At 54.6% G+C, this 25,862-nt stretch carries 21 protein-coding genes; 7 read left to right on the forward strand and 14 right to left on the reverse strand.

Going from position 1 to position 25,862, the window contains the following annotated elements; genetic code table 11:
• Nucleotides 1-181 precede the first annotated feature (181 nt).
• The 3 genes from trmB to CA54_RS23615 all read right to left on the reverse strand — a co-directional run bounded on the left by trmB (nt 182) and on the right by CA54_RS23615 (nt 2,562).
• A complete protein-coding gene (gene trmB, locus CA54_RS23605; RefSeq protein WP_146373478.1) occupies nt 182-811 on the reverse strand; it encodes a tRNA (guanosine(46)-N7)-methyltransferase TrmB in 630 nt (209 codons plus the stop codon).
• Nucleotides 812-955: 144 nt separating this feature from the next.
• Nucleotides 956-1,456, reverse strand: coding sequence for a 3-hydroxyacyl-ACP dehydratase FabZ family protein (locus tag CA54_RS23610; RefSeq protein WP_146373479.1), 501 nt, complete (start codon nt 1,454-1,456; stop codon nt 956-958).
• Nucleotides 1,457-1,602: 146 nt separating this feature from the next.
• The gene (locus CA54_RS23615; RefSeq protein ID WP_146373480.1) at nt 1,603-2,562 is read right to left on the reverse strand and encodes an HAD family hydrolase; all 960 of its coding nucleotides are present in this window, start codon (nt 2,560-2,562) and stop codon (nt 1,603-1,605) included.
• Nucleotides 2,563-2,781: 219 nt separating this feature from the next.
• On the opposite strand from CA54_RS23615, the gene CA54_RS23620 reads away from it, so the two are divergent.
• Together CA54_RS23620 and CA54_RS23625 are read left to right on the forward strand one after the other, a co-directional pair.
• Nucleotides 2,782-3,180: a BlaI/MecI/CopY family transcriptional regulator gene (locus CA54_RS23620; RefSeq protein ID WP_146373481.1), complete on the forward strand. Its 399-nt coding sequence runs from the start codon at nt 2,782-2,784 to the stop codon at nt 3,178-3,180.
• Nucleotides 3,181-3,591: 411 nt separating this feature from the next.
• The gene (locus CA54_RS23625; protein ID WP_146373482.1) at nt 3,592-3,837 is read left to right on the forward strand and encodes a hypothetical protein; all 246 of its coding nucleotides are present in this window, start codon (nt 3,592-3,594) and stop codon (nt 3,835-3,837) included.
• Nucleotides 3,838-3,865: 28 nt separating this feature from the next.
• On the opposite strand, the gene CA54_RS23630 is transcribed toward CA54_RS23625, so the two are convergent.
• The 7 genes from CA54_RS23630 to CA54_RS29595 all read right to left on the reverse strand — a co-directional run bounded on the left by CA54_RS23630 (nt 3,866) and on the right by CA54_RS29595 (nt 13,313).
• Nucleotides 3,866-5,836 carry an iron-containing alcohol dehydrogenase gene (locus CA54_RS23630; RefSeq protein WP_146373483.1) on the reverse strand — a complete coding sequence of 657 codons (1,971 nt, stop codon included), beginning with the start codon at nt 5,834-5,836 and terminating at the stop codon, nt 3,866-3,868.
• Between the two features lie 148 nt (nt 5,837-5,984).
• Nucleotides 5,985-7,199, reverse strand: coding sequence for a glycosyltransferase (locus tag CA54_RS23635; RefSeq protein ID WP_146373484.1), 1,215 nt, complete (start codon nt 7,197-7,199; stop codon nt 5,985-5,987).
• A gap of 214 nt (nt 7,200-7,413) precedes the next feature.
• Nucleotides 7,414-8,856 (reverse strand): DUF1501 domain-containing protein, encoded by a 1,443-nt coding sequence (locus tag CA54_RS23640; protein ID WP_146373485.1) that lies wholly within the window; start codon nt 8,854-8,856, stop codon nt 7,414-7,416.
• A gap of 29 nt (nt 8,857-8,885) precedes the next feature.
• Complete coding sequence (locus tag CA54_RS23645) at nt 8,886-9,437, reverse strand: Uma2 family endonuclease (RefSeq protein ID WP_146373486.1); 552 nt, start codon at nt 9,435-9,437, stop codon at nt 8,886-8,888.
• Nucleotides 9,438-9,491: 54 nt separating this feature from the next.
• Nucleotides 9,492-10,040 (reverse strand): Uma2 family endonuclease, encoded by a 549-nt coding sequence (locus CA54_RS23650; protein WP_146373487.1) that lies wholly within the window; start codon nt 10,038-10,040, stop codon nt 9,492-9,494.
• A gap of 44 nt (nt 10,041-10,084) precedes the next feature.
• Nucleotides 10,085-12,691 (reverse strand): PSD1 and planctomycete cytochrome C domain-containing protein, encoded by a 2,607-nt coding sequence (locus CA54_RS23655; protein ID WP_146373488.1) that lies wholly within the window; start codon nt 12,689-12,691, stop codon nt 10,085-10,087.
• Between the two features lie 259 nt (nt 12,692-12,950).
• Nucleotides 12,951-13,313 carry a HEAT repeat domain-containing protein gene (locus CA54_RS29595; RefSeq protein WP_231963178.1) on the reverse strand — a complete coding sequence of 121 codons (363 nt, stop codon included), beginning with the start codon at nt 13,311-13,313 and terminating at the stop codon, nt 12,951-12,953.
• 1,677 nt (nt 13,314-14,990) lie between these two features.
• Between CA54_RS29595 and CA54_RS23665 the strand changes: the two genes are divergently transcribed.
• Both CA54_RS23665 and CA54_RS23670 read left to right on the forward strand, forming a co-directional pair.
• Entirely contained in the window at nt 14,991-15,902 is a 912-nt protein-coding gene (locus CA54_RS23665) for a DUF6807 domain-containing protein (RefSeq protein WP_197532773.1), read from the forward strand.
• Between the two features lie 143 nt (nt 15,903-16,045).
• On the forward strand, nt 16,046-16,405 hold the full coding sequence (locus CA54_RS23670; protein WP_146374171.1) for a 2Fe-2S iron-sulfur cluster-binding protein: 360 nt from the start codon (nt 16,046-16,048) through the stop codon (nt 16,403-16,405).
• 653 nt (nt 16,406-17,058) lie between these two features.
• Here CA54_RS23670 and CA54_RS23680 read toward each other — a convergent pair.
• From CA54_RS23680 to CA54_RS23695, 4 genes are all read right to left on the reverse strand, one after another.
• The gene (locus CA54_RS23680) at nt 17,059-18,786 is read right to left on the reverse strand and encodes a SulP family inorganic anion transporter (RefSeq protein WP_146373492.1); all 1,728 of its coding nucleotides are present in this window, start codon (nt 18,784-18,786) and stop codon (nt 17,059-17,061) included.
• Nucleotides 18,787-19,335: 549 nt separating this feature from the next.
• A complete protein-coding gene (locus CA54_RS23685; protein ID WP_146373493.1) occupies nt 19,336-20,115 on the reverse strand; it encodes a CoA-transferase subunit beta in 780 nt (259 codons plus the stop codon).
• Between the two features lie 104 nt (nt 20,116-20,219).
• Nucleotides 20,220-20,603: a GxxExxY protein gene (locus CA54_RS23690; protein WP_146374172.1), complete on the reverse strand. Its 384-nt coding sequence runs from the start codon at nt 20,601-20,603 to the stop codon at nt 20,220-20,222.
• 88 nt (nt 20,604-20,691) lie between these two features.
• Complete coding sequence (locus CA54_RS23695; protein ID WP_146373494.1) at nt 20,692-21,474, reverse strand: cyclase family protein; 783 nt, start codon at nt 21,472-21,474, stop codon at nt 20,692-20,694.
• A 487-nt stretch (nt 21,475-21,961) separates the two neighbouring features.
• On the opposite strand from CA54_RS23695, the gene CA54_RS23700 reads away from it, so the two are divergent.
• The 3 genes from CA54_RS23700 to ybeY all read left to right on the forward strand — a co-directional run bounded on the left by CA54_RS23700 (nt 21,962) and on the right by ybeY (nt 25,816).
• Nucleotides 21,962-22,918, forward strand: coding sequence for a PhoH family protein (locus CA54_RS23700; protein WP_146373495.1), 957 nt, complete (start codon nt 21,962-21,964; stop codon nt 22,916-22,918).
• Nucleotides 22,919-22,990: 72 nt separating this feature from the next.
• Nucleotides 22,991-25,288: an HD family phosphohydrolase gene (locus CA54_RS23705; protein ID WP_146374173.1), complete on the forward strand. Its 2,298-nt coding sequence runs from the start codon at nt 22,991-22,993 to the stop codon at nt 25,286-25,288.
• On the forward strand, nt 25,289-25,816 hold the full coding sequence (gene ybeY / locus CA54_RS23710) for an rRNA maturation RNase YbeY (RefSeq protein WP_146373496.1): 528 nt from the start codon (nt 25,289-25,291) through the stop codon (nt 25,814-25,816). It abuts the gene before it with no gap.
• Nucleotides 25,817-25,862 lie beyond the last annotated feature (46 nt).

Here is a 25,862-nt window from a genome sequence, read left to right on the forward strand (position 1 = left end):
GCCGTTCGTCGTTAACTACGTGCGTGAAGACATTGCTGTTGGAAAGTAATGGCGAACTCTTGTGTCGCCAAGTCGGCCCCTGCCGACAGGAGCCATAACCCCATTCATGGAAACAGGTTGCGAAACCAACCCCAAGGCAGGTCGATTCAGATTCATGACCTCCCAATTCCAATTTAATTCGCTACTCTTCTAGTTTACACCATTGCGCACGGAAAATCGGCAAACCCAGCTTCCGTTTCTTCCGCTCAAAACTCGTATGGTAATCCATGTCGTTTTCCGGCGAACGCTCTGGAGGGGTCGTTCGCGGGCCAAATGCGGGGTGTTCGTCGACCATTTTCACTGCCACATCGAAGTATTCTTCGACATCAGTCCAAAAATGCAGCTTGCCTCCCGGAATCAAAATCCGCCGGACATGCTCCACCAGCACAGTATCAAATACACGGCGCGGCTTGTGCCGCCGTTTCCACCAGGGATCCGGAAAATAAACGTGCACTCCCGCCACACTGGCCGAAGCAATACGCTCACCCAGCACAACTTTCGCATCACCACCCAAAAATCGGACATTGGACAACTCGCGTTTAGCAACCCGCAGAGCCGCTCGCCGCCCTTCGCGATAGTTAATCTCAATTCCCAAGAAATTTGACTCGGGACGTCGCTGCCCCTCATTGAACAGAAACAAACCGCGACCAGCTCCGACTTCAACTTCAACCGGATGGTCGTTTCCAAAGTAGTCCTGCCAGTCAAACGGGCCTTCGATATCGGCGAGAATCTGAAAGTACGGACGAAGGTCAATCTGGGGTGCTAAAGCCATATGCGTCGATTCGGTCGTCACTAAAAGTCGATGTTGAAAACTCGTTGAAAATTTGCAGCGGCAGCGTCCGATGGGGGGCTGCCGCTTCTGGTTTGTCAACCAGTGCCGCTCACAACGACAAACTAAGCAGACGTTGAGTGACAACTAGCTCGATTTGGTTTCTCGTTTAATCGGCACGCCGATGATGGTGCCGCTAAAGACCATTTTTCCGTCGACAACCCCCTGCACGGTATTCACCGCACGGATATTGGGACGTAATTTCGTGCAACGAGCCATGAGAATCAGACGGCTGCCGGGATAGACGGGAGCACGGAAGCGAATCTCATCCATGCCGCCAAATCCGAGGAAATCCCCGCCCAGCAGGTCATACTTGCGCGCATAAAAGCCGGCCAATTGGGCGGCCGCTTCGCAAATGATGACGCCCGGCATCAACGGAAATCCGGGCATATGGCCCGCCACCCAAAACTCTTCTTCGGTGACATCCAAATAGCCGACAACGCCATGGTTATCGCGATCAACGTGCACAATCGCCGTCAAATGCTCCATCTGATTGCGTTGTGGGTTGATCCGACGAATGGCATCGATATCAAAAATCGGCTTGCTAAAGTCGATCTGGTCCAAATCATATAACAGTGGTGGTGGCATGGGCTCTGCTCATTTTTCAATAAGGTGGGCAATCGACCTGGGGAAACGGTTCCCCACGCCAACTGAAATCAAAACCGACCGACACGACGTCACGCAGCCCATTCCGGGGCCTCAACCAGACATCGCGCTGGGTTTTGTGGTGGGTTTTAAGAAATCGACAAGATTTTCTCAATCTGCGAGAGTTCGACGATCAGCCGATCCGGTTTGATGGCACTGTCTTTGAGATCCTCCGCTGAGGCGTCCAGGCTGGATTTGTCGCCGGCAAACAGCGCGGTCTTCATTCCCAGCTTTTTTGCGACACCTAAATCATCGCGGATGCGTGAACTGATGTACAAAACGTTTTTGGCGGGAATCCCCAGCTTCTCAAATTGTTGCACGCTCGTGTCAAACAAGACCTGAGACGGTTTCCGAAATCCCACGCGATAAGATAACGCAAGACAATTTGGCGCAAACAAATTCTCAGGCGCGCGTAGTTTACCTTGCTGCCGCAGTGCTCGCAACATTTGTGTGTAGCTAAAGGACTGCGCGTCGGAAAGCAGCCCTTGCGTCCGCCCCGATTCCGAAACAGCTTCTAGCGCCTGTGAGGCGCCCGGGGCCGCAGCGGCACCCTGTAGACAGGAATGGAAAAAATAGGCGACCTTTTCGCAAAAATCGTCCAAACTGCCATAAAATGAGGCGTCAAACTGATAGTCTTTCTGCTGCAACCGGCCGATCATCGTCCGCCAAATCTCGGTGCTACTCACCTCCGGGGCCTGTCCCCGCTTCTTCGTGCCCCCCATCGCGAACCGGTCAACCGTCTCATCGTATTTGTGCAGAAAGTACTCCCACGGCGCGCCCGGCTTGCGGCTCATGGAATTCCACATGTTGAATTCTTTGATTGTCTTGTCCAAGGCAATCTGCATGGGGAGTTGCTGGGGATGTCGGTGCAACAACTGCCCTTCGGAAATCGTCAACAACGTCCCGTAGAGATTCCACACCACGCCCCGAATATTGGGCAACGGTTTCAGGTAAGGTGTCGCCTTGGCCGCAATCGGTTCTGGAGGCATCGGCCACAACAGATCGCGATTGCTGAGCCACTCGGCGTACTCGTCTAAAGATTTAGGCATGGCATCCATCAATAAAGGGCGGGCAGGCTGAACGTTTTGTGCAGTCAACGAGTATACAACCACGGGCCGACCGACTCCAACGAATCACGGTTCGCCTGCTCTTCCGTGCGAGAAAGATCACCGTAGGTCGCCCCCCAAAGCCGCTGGGACGGGGTTGACGGCTTACAAAGGTACGCTACAATGACTTTCATACGTAAGTTGAAGGGAAGGAGGCGCAGCATGGGAAAACGACAACCGGCATCCAAAGCAGAATTGGAGATCGCCCGCATCGTCTGGGATTTGGGCAACGCCACCGTGCGACAGGTCTTTGAACAGGTCGATCCAGCGCGGGAACTCGATTTCAAAACCGTGCAAACCTATCTCCGCCGACTGGAAGCCAAAGGATATCTGAACACCCAACAAGACGGCCGCAGCAAGGTTTACTCCCCCAAAGTCCGGCCCAGGCAAGTCATTCGCGAAACGGTCGACGATTTTCTGCAGCGGCTCTTCGATGGGGCCACACTGCCGTTGGTGCAACATTTGATTTCAGAACGAGACATCTCGGCCAACGAAATCCAAGAACTCCGCGAGATGCTCGATCGTTGGGAACAGGATCATGGGAACCCTCAAGACAAGTGAACTTCTGCAGGCTCTGTGGTGTCAAACCTGGCAACTGAGCCGATTGAGACTCGATGTGGCCGCCGCCGCCGCGCTCGCCCGGCGGCGGTCTCATCTTGTTATCTCGCTGTGGATGTCTCATCTCGCTAGGTGCTATTGGCATCGCGATGATTCTTACGCATGGAATGACGCGTCCTCTCTCGTAGCAATCGTTGCGATGAGCCTGTGGCTCGGGCCACCCGCGTAACCGATTTCCCCAAGTGTTGCCTGCCTCACAAAGTCCGATCCCCAAAACGTCGATACCCTTTTCATCGAGGCATCTCCGGATATCGTCAGCGGATGTGAAAACGATATCCCGTCACCGCTCTGCGGGGTTTTGAGACCGCCGGTTATCAATCGCTGGGAACGGATTCTGCGAAAAGGGATTACGCTATGAAACGGATTTCAATCGGGTTGTACGGAGCGGTCATGTGCGGATGCCTGTTGCTCACCGGCTGCGCAACGGCCAGCCATAACATGCCCGCCCACGAATTTGCCGAGTCCGGTGCGGCTTGTGCCAACGGCAGTTGCTCTGCTTCACCAGCTAACTGCACCAACGGAAGCTGTCAGGCCAGCCAAAGCAGCTGCAGCAGCGGAAGTTGTTCCGCGTCCGCGAAACAGGCGGGGGCGTTGTATTAAGACGTCCCGAGCTTGCTAGTCAGCCAAATCAAGGACCATCCACGAGCGTCCGCCGCATCTCCTGGAGACGGCGGACGATTTTTTTGTGGACCGCCTCGGTTTGACGTACGACAAGCATATCCTGGAAAGCCTGGACTGAGCCGTAACCACCGGTGCTGTCCCAAGTCTCGATGGCGAGGTCGGATCTGAGAGTGTCCGCTATCTGCTGAGTCGCATCGGCAATCCGATATTGCTCCTGAACCGCCGGATCAACAGGCGGATCAACAACCGGCACGTGGCGGATGAACCGGCCTCCCTGAAAATCGTCGGAGCCGACTTGAAACTGTCCCTGCCCCCGAAATCCAGCGCCCTGAAATCCGCCACCTTGATGTTGGCGATGAACAGCGGGGACAGGCTCGATCTTCTCAGCGAGATCCACAACATCATAGACTCGAATCGTGAATTCTTCTTCAGCGATTCGCCGCGTAGTGATGCGAAGTTGCTCGTTGTCGTAAATTGCCACCAAATCCAACGGCTTTAGGATTGTTTGCAAGCATGATTCTAGTGTGACACCCGAGGCTGTGATGCTAACCGGTGAATCGGGATTGATGCCTTCGTCAAATAGCGTCACCTTGTCCAACCAGAGTGGAATATCGTGCATCTTCGCCAGCGTTTTCAGCACGCCGAACAACGGCTCGTCTTCGACGACGAGGTTGACGTTTTCCGATAACAACTGCTGAATCCAGGCCTCCACGCGGCGCTGACGATTGCTCGGCATCGGCGCTGGGCGCTGAATGCGCGGCGTTGTGCGGATGCGCTGGATGTCGAACAGCAGTTGGGCGATTTCGGCGTGAACGCTTTGTGTCTGAGAGACCACGAGCATTCCGGGGAGGACTCCAATTTGTACAGGTCCCGTGCTTGCTGGCCACGAATCGGGGGCCACTGTTGTCCCGATCAAATTGCAAATTGAATCGTAATCGTCTCCAACAATGATTCGGCGGACATCATAAATTCGTGCAATTTCTTTTTCCTCGGCGATCCGTGGCGTCGTCACAAATAATACCCCATGTTCAACGACAAACGTCAATTGCCACGGCAAAAACATTGTGTGCAGCGCGGCCTTCAACGAAATCTCTTCGATGTCATCATTGATCGGAGAATCCGGGCTAATGCCTTCGTCTGAGAGACTCTGTTCGTCCAGCCAGATATTGATGCGACAACGGTTCGCCAGCTCATGCAGCGCATCCACCAATGGCGTATCTACAAAATCCACATTAACCGGCTGTTCAAGGCGCAGGCTGATCGCAAGATCTTGAGCGGATGCGGGGGCTCCCGGCTGCGCAGGATAATCACAGCCGCCCGGATGGGCGTAAAAACGGTCGAGTTGCCTGTAGAGGCTCTGGAGTTCACGGTGCACCGCTTGCGTATGGCGAATCCAGAGGCCATTCTCGACATCGGTGATCGTGCCCTGACCGAACGGTTGCCCCCAACTTTCGCGAGCTACATTCCTTAGGATCAAATAAGTCATGGCTTCTGCATCAACTGGTCCATCACCGTCCACCAAATCCGGCAACCGATAGAAATGCGTTTCTAGCATGTAAGCGGCGGAACTTTCGGAGGTCACCAACAGCGTGCCGCGATTCTCCACGTACGCGCCGCCGCGTGGCACGAGCAATAACGACAACACGTCACGCAGGGCAATTTGTTTCAAATGCATGGTGACCGGTTTAGTAAAAATGTCGTCGTTGAATGCGGTCTCGTCAAAACGGACCAGAATCCCCTGCTCTGCGACTGCCGATTCAATCGCGCGCTTCAACGGCAATCTGTCGACGTCAACGTCAACCTGCCGATCAAGTGCTTGGCGAAGCTGACTGGCGGTCAGTGACATCGGAGCCTGTTTTGTTCTGGCGTCGGTCTCGCGTGTCTCCTGCACACCGTCCAACGCACCCACCACAATAGCGGCCACAATGCACACCACGACGATCAATACCGTAGGTTTGAAAGGTGCAGAACGCGCCATGCAGGTCACCTCCTCGGTCTGTTGGTCCACGTTTCAATAGTATCACGAGCCATACTCGCGGATCGCTCCTCAAGGGAGCAGGTGGTGCGACTGGTTATCGCGTCAAGACAATTGTCTATACGAACAGTCGACACCAGAATTCACACGATTACGACCGGGATGCCTCATTCACAGTCCGCTCAAATAGATCAAGCAGTTGCGGCGTCTTCTTCTCCAGGCTGTAGTGTTCCTGGATCATCTCCATGCCTGCTTGGCCGAGATGGCGGAAGGCTGCGGGGTCGTCGAGGACTTTCATCGCCTGGGCGGTCAGCGCGTCGACATCGGCGAAACCGGCGAGTAGCCCGTTTTTTTCGTGCTCGATCATCTCTTGGACCGGAGCCGTATCGGAGGCCAAGACCGTGCAGCCCACCGACAGCGCATTCATCAGCGACCAACTCAACACGAATGGGACAGTGAGATAGATATGCAAATCACTGAGGCTGAGGACATTCACGAGATCCGGCGTGGGAATACGGCCGGTGAAAATGAAGCGGCTGAGGTCGTAGTTATCCTGTTTAAGCACATGTTCGCGGAACGATTGCTCCTCGATATGGTTTAAGTCGCCGCCATAGGCGACACGGTCGCTGCCCACCACAACAAAGATGACGTCGCTCCGCACATCGCAAATGCGTTTGGCGACCTTCATAAAAATGTCAAAGCCCCGCATCGATTCGAAGCCACGAGAGACATAAGTCACGATCTTGGTGTCGGCGGGGATATCGCGGTTGGCGATTTTGCGGGGGACGTCGCGGCGATGCCACAGGTCGGTGTCGATGCCGTCGAAAATCGTTTCCAATTTGGGCTGATACTCGTCCGGGAAGAGTTCGCGTTGCCAATTCGTGGGCGAGTAGCCTCGCGTGCAGGTTTGCAGGTCGAGCAGGATCATGGCATTACGAGCCCGCGACCGCAAAATGCTCATATCTTTGGCGGGGTACTCCGGTCGATAGTCGAGGTCAGACCCATGCCCGCGGTAATAGTATTCGAAGTAATTAATAATCGGACGATCGTACAAATCGGTCAGCCACAGCGTCGAACCAAACCCACTGTGCCCGACGATCAAATCGGGTTTGATTTCCGGGTGCGCCTTCATCGCTTCGTAGACACCCCAAGCATGCCAAGTCGCATTTTCAAATGTGCGACTGCAATAGTGCGTCGCCTTGGTCGCCCCCCCTTTGGCCTGATACTGAATCCGCCGCACCCCATCGACATCGGCGGAAGGATGTTCACAAACAAACGAACATTCAAACCCTTTGTTCTGCACCAAATGCCGGGCGATATGCCCGAACTGAGCGGGGAAATTGTTATGAACAAACAACACATGCATACTGAAGACTCCTACATGACCGCCATATCCACAGGCTTGCCTGCACGGTACACGACGGCAGAGTCCGACGCAAATGGGCGGAGGTCTTAGGCCTTAGGCTTTAGGCTGTAGGGTTGGACCATGGTGGCCGACGAGCATTGGACGAACACTTCCTGGTCGACGCGGTAAATCCAACGCCCTAAAGCCTAAGGTCTATAGCCTACAGCCTAAGCAACTACGCAAGTAGTTGCTCCACCACGCGGCCTGGTTGGCCGTCGAGGAGGGTTTGTTCGCGGGCGTTGCGTTTGTAGGAGAGTTTTTCGGGATCGAGACCGAATAGGTGCAGCAGCGTGGCGTGGTAGTCGTAATGATTGACGACATCGGTGACAGCATGGTGGCCGAAGTCGTCGGTTTCACCATGCACGCAGCCCCCTTTGAAGCCACCGCCGGCCAACCACATGCTAAAGCCATACGTGTTGTGATCGCGGCCGATGTTCTTTTCGTTTTGAATCACCGGCAACCGCCCCATTTCGCCACCCCAGTGCACGACAGTACTGTCGAGCAATCCGCGTTGCTTGAGATCGGCGACAAGTGCGGCAGAGGGTTGGTCGGTCTTCTTGCAGGCTTTGGGGAGTGAGTTTTTGATATTTCCGTGATGATCCCAGTATTGGTTTTGTGTAAAGACCTGCACAAACCGAACGCCCCGTTCGACCAACCGGCGGGCGATGAGGCAACGGCTGCCATAATCTTTTGTCGCCGGGTCGTCCATGCCGTACATCGTTTGCGTGGCTTTGGTTTCTTGTGAGAGATCGAGTGCTTCGGTGGCAGCGGTTTGCATGCGGGCTGCAAGTTGATAACTGGCAATCCGCGCCTGCAGGTCCAATTCACCCGGGCGGTCTTCAATATGTTTTTGATTGAGCGCATCGACGTAATCCAGATATCGTCGTTGGGCAGTCCCGCGAAGATGCGTCGGCGCATTGAGGTTGAGGATCCGAGGTTCTTGCGGACGAACCACAGTTCCTTGATACAACGACGGCAACCAACCATTCGACCAATTTTGGACACCTGCCACCGGTAAACCGGCCGGGTCGGTCATCGCCACATAGGCGGGCAGTTCCTGCGACGGTGTACCCAATCCGTAAGTCAACCAACTTCCCAGCGCCGGTCGGCCTCTTTGAATACGGCCGTTGTTTAATGCATAAATCGATTGGACATGATTGTTCACACCGGTACGTGTCGAACGAACGAGCGTGATGTCGTCAACAACATTCGCCAGATGCGGCAACAACTCAGAGAGTTCCATGCCACATTCGCCGTGTGCCTGAAATTTCCAAGGGGAGTGCAAGACCTTGGAACTGGCCTGGGCAGCGTTGTCGTATTTCACGGTGCCGGGAAACTTCTTGCCGTCCCATTTGGCCATTTCCGGCTTGGGATCGAACATATCGATGTGACTGGGGCCCCCCTGCATGAACAACGAGATCATCGCCGTGGCGCGGGGGGGATGATGCGGCTGCTTGGGGGTCAGATCAAAATTCCGTGGCCCGACGTCGGGTTTGATCGCCTCGGCGCGAACGTCTTCTTCGTGGAGCAGATGCGCCAACGCCAACGAGCCAATACCCATTGCATTGGCAGCCAGAAAGTGGCGACGGGTGGATTGTGGTCTGGTTGGATCAATCATGATATGCGGCGATACTATCCGTAGGTAGGTTATTCAAAAAACTTGCCGACGAGAACTTGGAAATCTCCCAACACGTCGGGAATGGCCAGCTGATCATCGGCGTTTAACGTATCGAACGGTTTGTCGGCATAATAAAGGTCAGCGCGTTGCGGTTCGTCGTCTAGAACACAGACCACTTGAACGCCCGCTTCCAGATATTCGGCGACTTTCGCAAGCACCGCCGTACGTCGTTCGCTGGGCGAAAGCACTTCGAAGACCAAATCAGGCGGAACTGGTAAATACCCAGGCGGCAACGGCCCGCGCGGAACTTTTTGATAGCTGTAAAATGCAACATCGGCACCGCGAACCGTATCGGGATTCCGCTCCGTGATGACGCCCGAGTCGTTACTGAGCACGTGCCCCAGGTCATCGTGCTCTAAAAACTGTCGCAAAACATAAACAACTTGTGAGCAAATCTGTCCGTGTCTGGATGCGGGGGGATTCATTGTGAGCACGTCTCCTCGCACGAGTTCTGTCGGCTGTCCGCTATCGGGCAGATGCAGATACTCGTCCGCGGTCATGTATGTCGTCGTGGTGGCCATGGCCGTTGCCTTGTCGTCAACAATATGAAAGAGGGTGCGCTGGCAGTTCGTACTTTAGGCTAATATTCTCGAGACCGGCACTGCAAAATCGGGCAATTCATTGGGGAAGGTCAATTCATCCGTTTCGTCAAAAACATCCGTCTGATCCCCGGCACGATACGTCGCGATGCTTCGCTGACGATCATCCACAACGCAGACGACTGCCACGCCCACCCGCAGATACTCGCTGGTCTTTTGTTTGATGTTTGCGACTTGATCATTGGGTGAGAGCACTTCAAAAACAATATCGGGTGGCCCAGGTGGGTACCCCTCAGGGGCTTGTCCGCGTGGAACAGTCTGGTAGCTGTAATACGCCACGTCGGCTCCGCGTACTGTATCGGGGTTGCGCTGCGTAATGACACCGGAATCATTGCAGACAACTGTTCCGGTTTGCTGTTCGTCGACAAAATTGCCCAACAACCTTCCGATTGTATTACAAATCTGTCCGTGTCGAAATCCGGGTGGGTTCATTGTATACATGACTCCCTCGACAAGTTCCGTCGGGCGGTCGCTCTCTGCTTGCAGCAGATACTCCTCGGCTGTGATCAGAATTGTGGTAGCCATGATGATGATTGCTCCTCTACAAAAAACGGAGCCTGAATTGGATTTCAATCGACGTACAGAAAACGATTCGTACTAAACAGTGCCTGGCAGAAAACGGCCAACGCGTGGTCTTCCGGCGAAGTCTTATCGTCTTTAATCTTATGACTTTTAAAGTGTTCGGCTTGGTCTCGCAAAAAGTCAACCGCCGCTTGCTGTTCCAATTCCGAAGGCTCAACGCCGAAAGCAAGTCGCCAAGCCAGCGCTGCCCGTTTTGTTGGCTCGGCGCCGGCGGCCGTTTCAATCCGCTTTGCGAAGTGCTCGGCGAGCGAAATCGTGAAGTTGCTGTTCATCAGCATCAATGCCTGCGGCGCGACCGTCGATGGCGTGCGGGCTTCGCAGTTTGGTTCCATGATCGGCGCGTCAAACGCATCTAACACCGCCAACGGTTGGCTGCGACGGACTTGAATATAAACGCTGCGGCGAAATTCCTTGCCTTTCAGATCGACAGCCTTCCCTGTGGGGCGTCCGGCCGAATCGGTCGTATCAACGCCGACCACAATTTGGCCGACTTCATCTTCACGAACCGGGACCGGTGGACCGAATTGCTCGGTATTGAGTTTTCCACTAACCGCCAACATCGAATCACGCAACACTTCCGCTTCAAGCCTGCGAATCGACATCCGTCCGTACAACAGATTATCGGGATCAGCCATTTCTATTTCGCTGCGGCGTTTTGAAGATTGGCGATAAGCGGTCGAGAGCATGATCATTTTGTGCATCCGCTTTAATTTCCACCCTCCCTGCATGAAATCGCTGGCTAACCAATCCAATAGATCGGGATGCGTGGGGCGATCGCCCAGGACTCCAAAATCGCCGAGGCTGCCGACGATGCCACGACCGAAATGATGTGCCCACACGCGATTGATCAACACGCGGGCCGTGAGGGGATGATTTCCATCGGTCAATTGCTCGGCAAACGCCAGCCGCCGTCCGGTGGTTGGACGAGTTGCATCATTGACGGGAATCTTTGTGGGGGTCATCCAACTAATGACCGTCAGCCCCGCCGGCGCCAATGCTTGTTTCGGTTGCGCGTATTCGCCGCGATAAAATAAATGCGTCGACGGAACCTGCCCCGGTCGTTCGGAGAGGATTCTTACAAATTCTTCTTTGGGCTTCGTCGCTCGGATCTTGGCCGCCTCAGCTGACATTTTCTTCAACTCATCAGCAGCCTTGCGATCGTAGAGATATAGCGAGCCGGCCGAGACGTTGACGCTGGGATGCTCTTTGAGCAACTTTTTTTGTTCGGGAGTCCGTTTGGCTGCCGGGGTTTCGCGAGCTGCACGAACCGTTTCTCGCAACTCCTCGGGCAGCTTGGCCAACTCCGACTCTAATGTGGCTTGAATAAATTCATTTTGTTTCTTGGTTCGCTGCGCGTCGATGACTTTGGCTTTTGCTTCAATATCAGCAGCCTGCTTGCGGTCGTCATCGGTGTATAAGCTCAACAGGCGACCTCGGGGGGACCGCCATTTTTTCCAGTCATAAGCCGGTTCAAAGATCGAGCGCATGCGATAGTAGTCAGTTTGTGGAATGGGATCGTAACGGTGATCGTGACATTCCGCACAACCGACCGACATGCCCATCAACGATGTCGAGACGATCTTAATTGTATCGGCAATCACTTGATTGCGGGCAACCGGCTGATCGACGCCACCTGAACCCGTGCCATCGGGTGCCATTCGCAGATAACCCGTGGCGGTCAAGATGTCGATCTGCTCCGGCGTCAAGTTTCTGTGCGGCATGGGGACCAATTCATCTCCGGCGAGTTGTTCCACAATCAACCGGTCGAACGGTTTGTCGGCGTTAAACGCGCGAATGATATAGTCGCGGTATTTGTAGGCATGATCACGAACCTGGTCGACCTCTGCGAAACCTTCGGAGTCGGCGTAACCGGCCACGTCCAGCCAATGTCGTCCCCAACGTTCACCGTAGTGCGTGGAAGCCAACAGCTCGTCTAAAACTTTTTCGTACGCATCAGGGGCAGCATCATTGACGAAGTTTTGCACCTGCTGCGGAGTCGGGGGCAGACCAATCAGATCGAAATAAGCCCGTCGAACGAGCGTCTGTTTGTCCGCGGCGGGCGCAAACGCGAGGTTTTTCTCCTCCAAACGCCGCAACAAAAAAGCGTCGATCGGGGTTTGGACGTCGTCGGCATGTTGAACGACGGGAACTTGCGGATCACGAATCGGTTGGAAGGCCCAGAAATTGCGTTCTTCTTCTGTGATCATGGAGGCCGGGTCGAGGCTCTCAGGCTCTGGACGTGCCGTTTTTGCTCCTGCGGAAATCCAACGGCGGAGGATGTCGATCTCTTTGTCCGACAACTTGGTGTCGCCCGGCGGCATTTCCTGCTCGATGACTTTATCCAACAGCACACTGTCTTCTAGATCACCCGGCGTAATCGCCGGACCGCTGTCACCACCTGTGACCATGAGCCTGCGGAGTCGAAGATCCAGCCCGCCTTCCATTTCCCCCGCTTCGCCATGGCAGGCAAAGCAATGCGTCTTGAGAATCGGACGCACGTCCTTTTCGAAGGTCGGTGGTTCGGCAGCCATTGCGAACGTCGTGAGATTGGCTCCACAAATGGCCAGCAGAATAATTGGCAGATATCGTGGCATAGTGGGTGTTTGAAATTGTAGGTGGGTGGCGGGGTCGGCAGGGTGGGCTAGACGCATCAACGAATGTTTATTTTCGCTGACAACGGGCCTTCTCGCAAGGGGGAACCGTAAATCCAGGCTCAATTCCTCAGTTGAAAAAGGAATTTGATTCTCGCTATCCAACCTCAATAGCGCATAAAAGAAGGCGGCCCCGATGGTTTGATCCATCGAGGCCGCCCTTATCACAACTCTTCAGAACTTTACTACAGACCTCTTTCGACTAGCGAATCAGACCAAACAAGTTGCTCAAACCGCGTTGCGATTTTTGCGTTTGCTTGTTGCGAATCCGCGAGGGGAAGTACGCTTCCGGTTCGGCCGGAGGAGCCGGAGCCGGAGCAGCTTCGTCGCCACCTTCGGCCGGAGCCGGGGCGGGGGCGGCACCAGCGGCACCACAGGCAGCCGGGGCACAGGTGTTGCAGCAAGTTTGGCCACAGCTGCTGCAGTTGCAGCAATCGTCAACTTCGTAGCCACATTCTTCCAAGGCTTTCTCCGCAGCGCGGCGAACACCCCGGTCGCAGTCGCCCAGGGCACTGGCCAAGGCACAAACCACGTTTTTGCAGCAGCAGCAAGGGAACTTCTTCACTTGGTGACGGATTCCATCGGCAGAAGCCTTCCGGACCCGCTCGTCGCAGTCATTCAATCCCACAACCAAGGCACACATGATTTCCGGGTTGCAGACGCACTTGAACTTCTTCAGCTTCCTAATCGCACGGGCACGCTTTCTGGCGTAGCATTCCGTTTGCGACAGGTAGATGTAGTGTGCGATTTCGCACGGATCATCGTCGCAGCAGATTTGCTCGCAGTCGCAGCATCCACCACCGCAACCAGTGTCGCAGCAGGAGGACGGAGCACAGCAGCTATTGCAAGCCGGTGCACAGCAAGCATCACCAGCCGGGGCACAGCAGGCGTCGCCAGCGGGGGCACAACCAGCGTTGTCACAGCATTTGTTGTCACACAGTTGCTCGCAGCATTTGCAAGGATTCCAGCACGGCTTGGGGCAGCACTTGGGAACGCAAACGACGCGAGGTTGACAGCACGGAGCCGGGGCACAGCAGGTCGCCGGGCCACAGCAGCTGTTCGCAGCCGGAGCACAGCAGCTATTGCAGGCCGGTGCACAGCAAGCGTCACCAGCGGGAGCGCAGCACGCTTGAGGAGCGCAGCACGCGTCGCCAGCGGGGGCACAGCACGGGTCGGCAGGAGCACAGCACGCCTTGGGGGCGCAACAATCAGTCGGAGCACAAGTGTCGCAGCAGGTCGGCTTGCAGCACGACCGTTGGTAGTTAAAGACCTTGTGACAGGTCGGACGACAGATGACGGGTTTACAACAGATGCGCGGACAGGCCAACGCACAATCACAGCTTTTCGCGGCTCCACAACAGTCACTACTTCCGTGGTGTCCGCCGAACAAACCGGCTTGAGCCGTGTTCGCCAAACCCATCAGTGCAACCATCGCGGTGCATACCTTGATCCATTTCATGGAACAACATCTCCTTCCCTTGGGATTGAAGTTCTTTATCACTCGTGTGGGGATTGCGCCGTCCAGAGTTTCGTATCAGCAGCTTGATTCCGGGTGGTCATTGGAATCTCGCGGCCTGCGACGCGCGTCGCACTCTTGTGGCTGATTAAAATCGCAATCTCGAACAGAGTGACAACATTTCGCACTCAGTTTTTCTCAATGAGATTTGTGACTTCCCCGGCCGGAGTTGGGTGATTCTGTAAATCGGTGCCAACAATCGGCCATCGGTTCTGACGTCCAAACCAATTGGCCGTCACAACAAGACTGGTCCAAAATATCGGTCCATCGCTCACACATGCTTGAGACTCTCGAAGTTATAAACTGGTAAAAACTTAGGGCAATTTCATGCGTGAGTTGCGCAACGGTGACGCTTAGTCAAACTGGACCCGACTTTGCGGGCAGGCCTTTCGGTACAATGCCTATATCTTGCCGAATCTGTGGCTGTCAGGTGAGATAGGCAAGCCATGGGCGACTTGTTCCCCTGCAACGGTTCTGCCTAGTAGCAGTCCACTGCGTCCCCGCTGAGCTGGGTTGAGGGCATGAGATTGCCGGTTAGCGGAAACGTAAGACCGTTTCCCAATTCCCACTTTTCGACGATCGACGCGGTTTACCAGCGAGCGCCACCGGATTACCATGGGCTCAAGCAACCGAAAAATCGTTTTCAAGCCGATTCCATCGCAAACACTGCTAAGGCGACGGTTATCAGCCCCGATTATTGACCTCGACTCACCAGGAGCACTTTCCGTGAAGCACTATCTAATGATCGCCGCGTTGGCCTTGTTGCCGACTTACGCCTCGGCAGCCGAGGGCGTGGTGAAACTAGACAAAAAAGCAGACACCGTCGACGTTTCGATCAACGGAGCCCCCTTCGCCGTCTACAATTTCAGCCACGACCTGCCGAAACCATTTTTCTCTCCCATCCGCGCCGCTGATGGTGCAATCATTACCCGCGGACTGAAAGATCCCGAGGATCATCCCCACCATAAAGGGGTCTGGGTCTCAGTTGATGAAGTGAACGGCCTGAGGTATTGGGCGGAACGCGCGAAAATCCAAAATGCTTCCGTGAAAATCCTCAAAGCGGAAGGCGCGCCCGCGGTGATGGAAACTGTGAACCATTGGCTCAACGCGGATTCGCAGCCCTTGCTGGAAGAGAAAACCACGATTTCCATCTTTCCCAACGGCCTGATGGTCTATGACATCAATTTCACCGCTCTGTCGGAAAACGTGACGTTTGAAGATACCAAAGAAGGGCTGTTCGGCATCCGCCTGGCGAATACGATTCGCGAAAAAGAAGGGGGACACGTGGAAAACGCTGAAGGCCTCAAAGGAAGCGGCGCATGTTGGGGAAAGGTTTCCGATTGGGTCGACTACTACGGCCCGGTCGACGGCAAGACGTACGGTGCCGCCCTCTTCGACCACCCGCTGAATTTTCGCCCCTCAAGATATCACGTCCGTAACTACGGCCTATTCTCCATCAGCCCGTTCGGCCCCCACGCCTATACCAATAAGAAACGACCGGAAGACCCGGTGACGATTCTAAAAGGTAAAACGCTACGGCTGCGTTATGGACTCTATGTCCACCCGGGTACGACCTCATCAGCGAATGTCGCCGCGACCTACCAACAGTTCCTCAAGGCAGCCGGCGATTCGAAGTAAAAAACGTTTGGATTGCGTAAGATTACCGATGGGGCATCCTCCTGGGGAAGCCCCCATTGCAACTGCTGTCTGTCAGATTGATATCACGGCCACAAACGGAATGACGCTCAACGTGAGCCACTTAACGACTAAAGGATAAAATGATGCCAAAGTTAACTGTGGAAGGTGTGGGAGAGTTTGAAGTTCCCAAAGGCAAGCGGCTTGTGTTGGCGCTGACCGACGAGGCGGGTGTGGATCAACTCCACGCCTGCGGCGGGAATTCCCGCTGCACCACCTGCCGGGTCGAATTTATTTCCGGCGAACCGGACCGCATGACGGCCGCCGAAAAACAGACGTTGCAAGCCCGAGATTTGACTGACGCACGTCTCAGTTGCCAAATTATGTGTGATCACGACATGAGCGTACGGGCCACCAGCCGCCTGGAAGGCAGCGGCCGCGCCGATGCCGGGCATGTCCCAACCGAAGAAATGCAGCCACAACCGGTGGAGTGGGTGGAGAAATAGTCCGTCGGGTGCCAATGCAGGACCAGTTAGCAGCGGCACCCGGCATTCTGTTAGCTTTTCACCGTGAACAGAGTTGCGTATCCTCTACCGGTGGACAATTATGACGATCGACACAACGAATTTGACGTGTCCGAGTTGGGCACGTCGAATTGTGGTGGGCATCTTGATCGCAAGCTGCGGTGGCTGTGCGAGACAAATGGGTGTAACCATGATTCCGCCGGATGCATTGACCGAGAGCGCGCTCACCGTCCTAGAGCAGAGGATCCGAAGTTATCACAGCAACCATGGAACTCTGCCGCCGGACCTCCACAGCTTGCCACTTCAACCCGAAAAATCGAACGACCTGAGCGATGGGTGGGATCGTCCTATCGAATTCACACGCGAGAGCGATTCTTTATGCTACATCCGCTCTCTAGGGGCCGACGGTGAAATTGGCGGAACTGGAGACAATTCCGACGTCGTAAGAACCGTCAACGTGGGACTTTCCCACGAATAATGCGTCCCAGTCGCCCGTGCAACTGCCACTCGAACCGGTGAACTGAGACGAAGCATCGAAGTGGTCACAGAACACACGGACTGGTGCGATTCTCGAAACCGTGTTAGCAGCAATCCGGCATCTAGCGTCTTTCCGCTAACGACTGCGTGCCGGATTCTCAGAGCATCTTGGTGATATGATAGTGTTGGTCTTCTGAAATCTCGACTTCTGCCAAGTTGCCTGCTTTTTCAATCATGCGTTTGCAATCCGCATTCAGATTCCGCAGCAGCAGACATTTGTTTTCCTGGCGATACCGTTCAGCCAGCTTGTGGATGGCTTCCATCGCAGACTGATCGTAAACGCGTGAAAAGTAGAAATCGATGGCGACCACATCGGGGTCGTTCGCCGGATCGACGATTTCGCGGAGGCTGGTGACCGAGGCGAAGAAGAGCGGGCCGTGCAGCTGATAGACTTTTTTGTCATCTTCAAAGTGAATATCAGCCATCAAGTGCGTCGCATGATGCCAGGCAAAAATGAGTGCCTGCACGACAATCCCCAGTAACACGGCAATCGCCAAGTTGTGAAACAAGACGGTGTAGCCAGCCACGAGCACCATCACCAGCACATCGCTTTTGGGAATACGATTCCAGGTGTGCAGCGTACTCCATTCAAACGTGCCGATCACGACCATGAACATCACGCCGACCAAGGCTGCCATGGGAACCAGGGAGATCACCGGTTTTAACAGCACGACCATCGTCATTAAGCCGATCGCAGCCACAACACCGGACAGCCGCCCACGTCCCCCGGAATTAACGTTGATCAAAGATTGACCAATCATCGCACAGCCCCCCATGCCGCCAAACAGTCCACAGACGATATTAGCAGCGCCTTGCCCGATGCATTCGCGATTTCCATAGCCGCGCGTGTCGGTGATTTCATCGATCAAGGTGAGCGTCATCAACGATTCGATCAATCCCACCCCGGCCAGAATTAGAGAAAACGGCAGGATAATCCCCAATGTTTCCCATGTCATGGGAGCGAGCACGTAGCGAGAATCGAGAAAAAACAACATCGGCAACGGCTCTGCTGTGGGCTTGACTGATGCAATCGTCGCCTCGACCTGTTCGGGGCTTAACACCGACAGCGGAGCGACCGCCTGCGCGTCCAATTCAGCAACAGTCGCATTTTGACTGTGAACTACCACCGCAGCCTCATGAACGGCTTTGGCCTTCAAATTGTTCATCATCAGGTCGTCAACAGTCTGGACTGCATGGGCCTGTCCGGTAGGCAACCAGTTTTGAGGCGCGTATTGATTGATTCCAACAGAAATCATGGAGACGGCCAGAATGGCAGCCAGAGAACTGGGCACAGCCTTGGTCAGTTTGGGGAGCAACACAATGATTGCCATCGTCAAGACGACGAGGCCGATCATGATCATCAAGGGCGCGCCTTGCAGGTACGTCATTGCCCCGTCAGCGCCCAACGTCTTGAAACTCCCCAGCTGAGCGAGACCAATCACAATGGCCAAACCATTGACGAAGCCCAGCATGACCGAATGCGGTACGAGCCGAATCAGTTTTCCTAAGCGGAGCACGCCGACGGTGATCTGTAACAATCCGCAGAGAATGACAGCGGGAAACAGGTATTGGATACCATGCAGGGCGACAAGGGACACGACCACGACCGCCATCGCTCCCGTCGCTCCGGAAATCATTCCCGGCCGCCCGCCTGCCAATGAAGTGACCAAGCCGATGAAGAATGCGGAATACAATCCCACGGTTGGGGGAATTCCAGCAACAAAGGCGAACGCGACAGCTTCGGGGACCAATGCTAAGGCCACCGTCAAACCCGATAAAATGTCATCCTTGACCGAAGCGGTGTGCTTCGAAAAAAACTGTAACATCAATACTCCAAAAAAATTCTCGGAATCAATCTGTCTGTCGCACGCGAGCGTTATTCAGACTTTCCTCGCCAATACTGAAAAATGGGCGCATTTGGAGCCATTCATTCTGGCGCCAAAGCGGTTTGGTATTTCGGGTTCGCACTGAAGCCAACCTGCCCATACCGGGTCACACAACACTATTTTTTAGCCGTTCCATGCGAACGGAACCTTGCAACGTAAACGCTGCATTGGATGCCGACAAACGTCGAAAGGAAGTGCTGTTGGAGGACCAAACGGGAGCATTGATGGTGCATTCGCGCCCCAAATTTTTGTCTCAACGACTCCACCGCCGCATCCTACTGCATCACGGAACTCTTCAGAAGAGAAATTGCGCAGGAACTTTGAAAATAGCTCCCTCTTCGAGTTCGCATCTCCCCTGATTATGCACTTATGCAGTGATAAGAACGCTTCTTCTTTTTTCTGGGAAAGTTCTTTCTTATTGCTGAAGTCCGGCTCAACGGGGGAGTTGTTGCAGCAAGTCGATCCCGAAATATTAGCGATAGACGGTGATCAGAGTGAGCGGCCGATGATATATCCGTGCGGATCCACCTGGTCCCGCAAGGCGTCGAGTTGATCGCTCGTGGGCAGAGCAGTCGTTGCCAGTTGTTCGGCAACATCGATATCAAACGACGTTCTGCTGCGGACCGCTTCTAACGTCACGCCCGGGTGCAGCGACTCGACTTGCATCCGCTTCGTGTCCGGGTGAAAACCGAGGATGGCCAAGTCGGTGATGACTTTGTGCGGCCCGGTCCCGGGTGGCAGCCCGGCCGCTTCGCGGGCTCCTGGGCCATCGAGGTACCCGGCGGTCGTCACATAATCGACTCGCTCCACGAATCGTCGAGGATCGTGCGGCGTGATGACCAACGTTTTTCGGCACAGCGACCCGAGATCATTAGCGCCACCGCTGCCCGGCAACCGCACCGCCGGCGTGTCGTAATCGCCGATGACTGTGGAATTGAGATTGCCATAACGATCGATCTGCGCCCCTCCCAAAAAGGTGTAGTCGACCATTCCCCGTTGGCAGGTTTCCATAATGTCCGCCATGCTGGTCGCCATCAGACCTTGGTAAAACGTGCGAGAATCCCCCACGCTGATCGGCATCCGCGGCAATCGCGGCCCAACGCCCCCCGCTTCGAACATCAACGTCAATTTGGGAGCCGTCGTCAATTGCGCCAGCATCGCCGCCGCACAGGGCGCTCCGGTCCCCACAACCACCAAAGCGCCATCTTCGAGCAATCCAGCCGCCGTGCAGATCATTTGTTCGATGGGTGTGTAGGTCTTTGTGGTCATGGTTGCTGCTTTGGGGAAAAGGGGGCCTCGCGCAAAGACGCAAAGGCGCAAAGAAAAAGAAAGAAAAAGAGAAACAGTAAATCATTGCATTGATAGGCAGGAGGTTACTCTATCAGCTTATTGACGAGTCGAACCAGTCCGTCTTTCATCAACGGAGCCCCGAAGTTCAATAGTAAGCCCAATCGCTTCTTTGCTAGTTTGAGGTATGTTAACAGTTGTTTCTTATGGACCGGCAAGAGTGTTTCAATCGATTTTAGTTCCAAAATCACTTTGTCGTTGACGATCAAGTCCGCCACAAAAGCTCCTTCGAACTGGATGGAATCGTAGGTCACTGGAATTAGAACCTGCCGCTGCACAGATAGTCCCCGTTTTTTCAACTCGTGCTCAATACACGTCTCGTAGACAACCTCGAACAACCCTGGTCCAAGAGTGGAATGGACCTTTATCGCAGCATCTACCACTTGAGTAGCAATTTCGTTTTCAGTCAATTCAGGCATTGTCATTTCCCTATATTCGCTCGTAAATACTTGGAACGAAACTTGGTTCTTTGCGTCTTGGCGTCTTTGCGCGAGTCCTTTAAGCAGAAGGCACCAAGGCCACGGCGCGGCACCAGCCGGCGCTGGCGGCTTTGATTTTTACGGGGAGGCATGAGACGTAGAATCCGTGTGGTTGGGGGAGTTGATCGAGATTGGCCAGTTTTTCGATTTGACAATATTCCGCTGTGATGCCGGCGAAATGCGCCGGCCAGATGTGTCGGCCGTCGCCCGTTTTTTTGTAGTCCGCGACCATGTTGGCAAATGGACGGTCGAGCGTATAGGCGTCGATGCCGATCACCCGTACCCCCTGCTCCACCAACCAGAGCACCCCCTCGCGTCCCAAACCGGGTTGCTGGAAATAGGCGGCTGAATCGATCCGCTTATCCGCGTCAGTGCGAAGCATCACGATGTCCAGCGGCTGAAGCGTGTATTCAATCCGCTCCAGTTCTGCTTGAAGATGCGCGACGGTAATTTCTTCGCCATCAGGCACATTACGTACGTCGAGAACGACTCCGGATGCGAAACACCACTCAAGCGGCACATCGTCGATCGTTCGCGCCGGTTCGCCAGCTGATGTTGCACCGTAGTGGTAAGGGGCATCGACGTGCGTTCCGCTATGGGTGATCGCCTGCACCTGCTCCACCGCCCAGCCCTGCCCCTCGGAATAGACAAGGTCCTCCGGTGGGATGCCGAAGAACTGCTGCATCTGCGCCAAGCCCTCACCTGCGTGGTCGAAATAGTGAATTTGCGCGGGCAGCGGTTCGCTGGGAGCATTGTGTTCCAAGGGGACGCTGAGGTCGATCATTTTGCAATTGTCAAACATGGTGACTCACATCGTTTTCAGACTGGAAAAGAGACGGATTGCCCAAGGTGTTGTGATCCGAGCACGTTGAAACATGATGGCCATGCCGTTCCGCGAAAACAACGACGATCCGGGATTTCAGGTGTGTCCTCGCTAGCCAGATCGCGCATCGCCACAACAGTCGTGCTTGCTGTCCTGGAGAGGATGTGGGTTTCGGCGGTGGATTTCTCTGAGATCGGCGATGAGAAAACGTTTCTAAGTGCCTCAGAAGCAACAAATTCCGGGTAAACAGCGAACTTGTTGACCGTTGTGCGTGTCCGACAAGTCGGCGTAAGTTACTTGGTTGGAAAACTTTGCGCACATTTCACCACCGGGCCGTATTGTGTGAATTGCTCGTATTTGGGGGGAGGACCTGGTTCCACACTTTCCCCCTGGGTATTCGCAAAGTAAAATGCTCATAGGTTCGCGCACCGTCGCGATGGATTAGAAAGCCTCTTGGTAGGGAAGCATGACCGAAACGACCATATCGTTTCTCGATCCGAGCCAAATACTGGTTTTGTTCGGAGCGCGCGATCAACACCTCCGCCGTGTGCGGGAATCGACCGGCGTCGAGGTGACCGTTCAAGGGGATGAAATCCATCTCAAGGGAACCGAAGAGCAGATCCGTCGAGGTCTCGCTACTTTTGGGGAACTGCGGGAAATCATCGCAACGAAGGGGCACTTGGACGAGTCTGACGTCTCCGAAGTACTCGGTGAATCCAACGGGGACTCAGAAAAACACGAAGAGATCGACCTGCTCGAGAAGGCACGGAGCGTCGTCCCCCGAACCAAAGGCCAAGCGGAATACATTACTGCGATTCGTGACCACGACGTCGTGTTTTGTACCGGACCGGCCGGTTGCGGCAAAACTTATCTCTCAGTGGCCATGGCTGTGAATGCACTTCGCCAGGAGTTGGTGCGCAAAATCGTCTTGGTCCGGCCAGCGGTCGAAGCGGGTGAGCGGCTCGGTTTTCTGCCGGGTGATATGTTGGCCAAGGTCAATCCTTACCTGCGTCCGTTGCTGGATGCACTTAACGATATTTTGAGTTTTGATCAGGTCACGCGGTATCTGGAACGAGATGTGATTGAGATTGTGCCCTTGGCATTTATGCGGGGCCGGACGCTCAACGATACGTTTATCATCTTGGACGAAGGACAGAATACGACCGCGACGCAGATGAAAATGTTTTTGACGCGGATGGGAATGGAATCCAAAATCGTGGTCACTGGGGACACGACTCAAACGGATCTCCCCGATCACGTGCAAAGTGGTATGGCGGATGCCATCAAACGGTTGTCGGCGATCGAGGGTGTTAAGACGGTGCGTCTGACGGGACGCGATATTGTCCGGCATCCATTGGTACGAGAAATAGTGAAGGCCTACGATGCAGAAGCAAAAAACAACCGATCTCGCCGTGGGCGATGAAACCGACGAACCTCCAAGTCCTAAGCGGCCGGTGTTCGTCCCTAAACGATCGTTAAGGTTGCGAAATTGACGATGTTTTTATTCGGCAATAAGCGCGCGCGGACGCAAAAGTCGGCGGAATTGCGATCGGTGTCATGGCTGCATAGCTTTTCCAACCGCTATGTCGTGGCTAAGCTCGTCGCCTGTTTCGTGGCGCTGTTGGTATTGATGGTCGCCGTCAAAGCGTGGGAAACGCCGTTTCCCTACCGCTTGGGACAGCGGCCTGCTGTCGGTGTGATTGCGCAGACGGACTTTAGAAAGGTCAATCCCTCGGCAACGCGTCGCGCCAAAGAAGAGGCTGCCGATGCGGTTCCCTACGTGTTCGTCAGCGATTCTGCTCCGCTGCGCGAACTGCCCAGTCAGCTGCGGGCTCAACTGCGGCAACTCGCCGAAGCCCCCTCGGTCGATGCGACCTCGCCGGAATTGCGTTCGGCGTTTCAATTGGTCATCCCGGATGGGACAGCTGAAGCCGATGTTCCCGCTCAGCAAGAGCAACTGGTCGAGCGTTTCGGGCGTTTAAAAAATGCCGTCGCCACGGCCGAAAGTCTCAACATTCTGATCAGTGAATTCGCCGAATTCCTGTTGCCGCTGGAAGATTCCGGATTACTTGTTGGCAGTTTGCCCGACGATGTTCCCGCGCCCAGTGACCGGATTACGATTATCTTTCCCAACGACACCCGCAGCGACGTCGAAGTGGCGGCGATTGAGTTGCGCGCCGTATTGGCGACCGACGGCAGTCTCGGTAGCCGCTGGTCGCATTTTCCTGCGCTCGTTCCATTACGAGAAATGCTGTCCAATTGGATCCGCAGTCGTCCTCCTGCGGCACTGCAATTCATAAGATACGACCCGGAGCTAACGCGTGACGCGAAACGAAAACAACAAGAGGAAACGCTGGACGTTTTCGATCCCTATATCAAAGGCCGCGAGCTAATCTTGCCCGGCGACGTGATCGATGAAGAAAAACTGAGCCTGCTGCAAACGGAAAACGCCGCACTTGAAGCACAGGCAACGGTGAGCGACCGTGGAATTCGCATTGCGACCGTAATCGCCTTGCTGTTGGTTGTGGGGGGCCTGAACGGCTACTACTTGGCGAAAAACGAACCCGTTTTGGTTGGGAGCCTAGGCCGGTTGAGCGTCTATTTGGCACTGATCGTCGGGACGATTGCCGCTTCGCGTTTGTTGTCGTTTGATCCGTGGCGCATGCAAGTCGTACCGTTGCTGGCTGCCGTGATGATCTTGGCGATCGCCTACAACCAAGTGCTCGCGATTATTACTGCATTTTCGCTGGGGCTGATCCTCACCTTGTCCACCGGTGCGGGTGTGGATCAATTTGTGATTTTCACCAGCGTCTGTGCGGTGTCGGTCATCTTGTTGCCCAGTGTCAACTCACGCTCCACGTTGATAATTGTTGGCTTGTGGGCCGGAATCACCTATTTATTGGTGTCGACCGGTTTGGGGATTTTGGGCAACCATCTCGTGACCAATCCTTGGATGGAATCGGAATTCTGGTGGGATGGCCTGCGAGGATTCGCTTGGTGTTTGGTCGCAGGATTTTTGGTGGCGGGAAGTCTACCGTTTATTGAATCGATGTTTGGTATTGTCACCAACATTAGTTTGCTGGAATTGAGCGACGTTTCGCATCCACTGCTGCAAGAATTAGTCCGCCGCGCACCGGGGACTTACAACCATTCGATTTCCGTAGCGACGATCGGCGAAACGGCCGCCGAAAGTATTGGAGCTAATGGGCGTTTGGTGCGGGTAGGCGCCTATTTCCACGATGTGGGGAAAATGCTCAAACCGCAATACTTTATTGAAAACATGATGCTGGGTGCGGAATCACGGCACGATCATCTGGCCCCGGCAATGAGCACGTTGATCATCATCGGCCATGTGAAGGATGGTGTCGATTTGGCTCGGCAACACAATTTGCCCAAATCGCTGATTGATTTCATCGAACAACACCACGGCACGACGCTGGTGGAATATTTTTATCGCGCAGCAACCAAACAAGCGGGTGAACACCCTGAACAAAAAACAGATGTGGAAGAATCCTCGTTTCGATATCCCGGCCCCAAGCCTCAGTCGCGCGAATTGGGCGTGATGATGCTCTCCGATGCTGTGGAGAGCGCCAGTCGGACACTCAGCGAACCGACACCGGCCCGCATCGAAAGACTAGTCCATGAAATCACGATGAAACGTCTCTTGGACGGCCAATTCGAGGAATGTGGGCTGACGTTGAGCGAAATCAATCGTATTGAAGAATCATTGGTAAAATCACTCACGGCCATCTATCATGGCCGCATCAAATACCCCGAACAGAAGACCGCATAATTGTCTGCTTACGAAAATCCCGCATACGAAATTGATGTCGCCAATTCCCAAAACTGTTGGACGGTCGACGAGGAGTTCCTTCGAGAAACCGTGCAAAGAACGTTGGCATTGGAAGAAGTCCGCGCCGCTGAGATCAGCGTTGCTGTCATCGACAATGGCGAAATCCAAGAACTCAATCGGCAATTCTTAGAACATGACTATGCCACCGATGTGTTGAGTTTTCTGCTGGAGTGCGATGTTGAGCTGGCCGACGATGGGACAGCTGCGCCTCCGCTGGGACGCGGCAAGACTCTCAGCGGTGAGGTGATTATCAGTGCCCAGATGGCTGCGGATCGTGCTGCGGAATTTGGCTGGGAAGCGGACAAGGAGTTGTTGCTGTATCTTGTCCATGGATTGCTACACCTTTGTGGATATGATGACCACACCGACAAGCAGCGGGCGCTCATGCGGTCACGGGAGCGTGCGGTGCTTAGCCAATGGAACATCGTGCCACGCGACGAGGTCGATTTATCGAGGAGCGATTCTTGATCCAGTTGTGTTTGCGAAATCACATTCCGGAAACATGCGAGGCGCA

It is taken from the genome of Symmachiella macrocystis, from assembly GCF_007860075.1.
Classification (GTDB): domain Bacteria; phylum Planctomycetota; class Planctomycetia; order Planctomycetales; family Planctomycetaceae; genus Symmachiella; species Symmachiella macrocystis.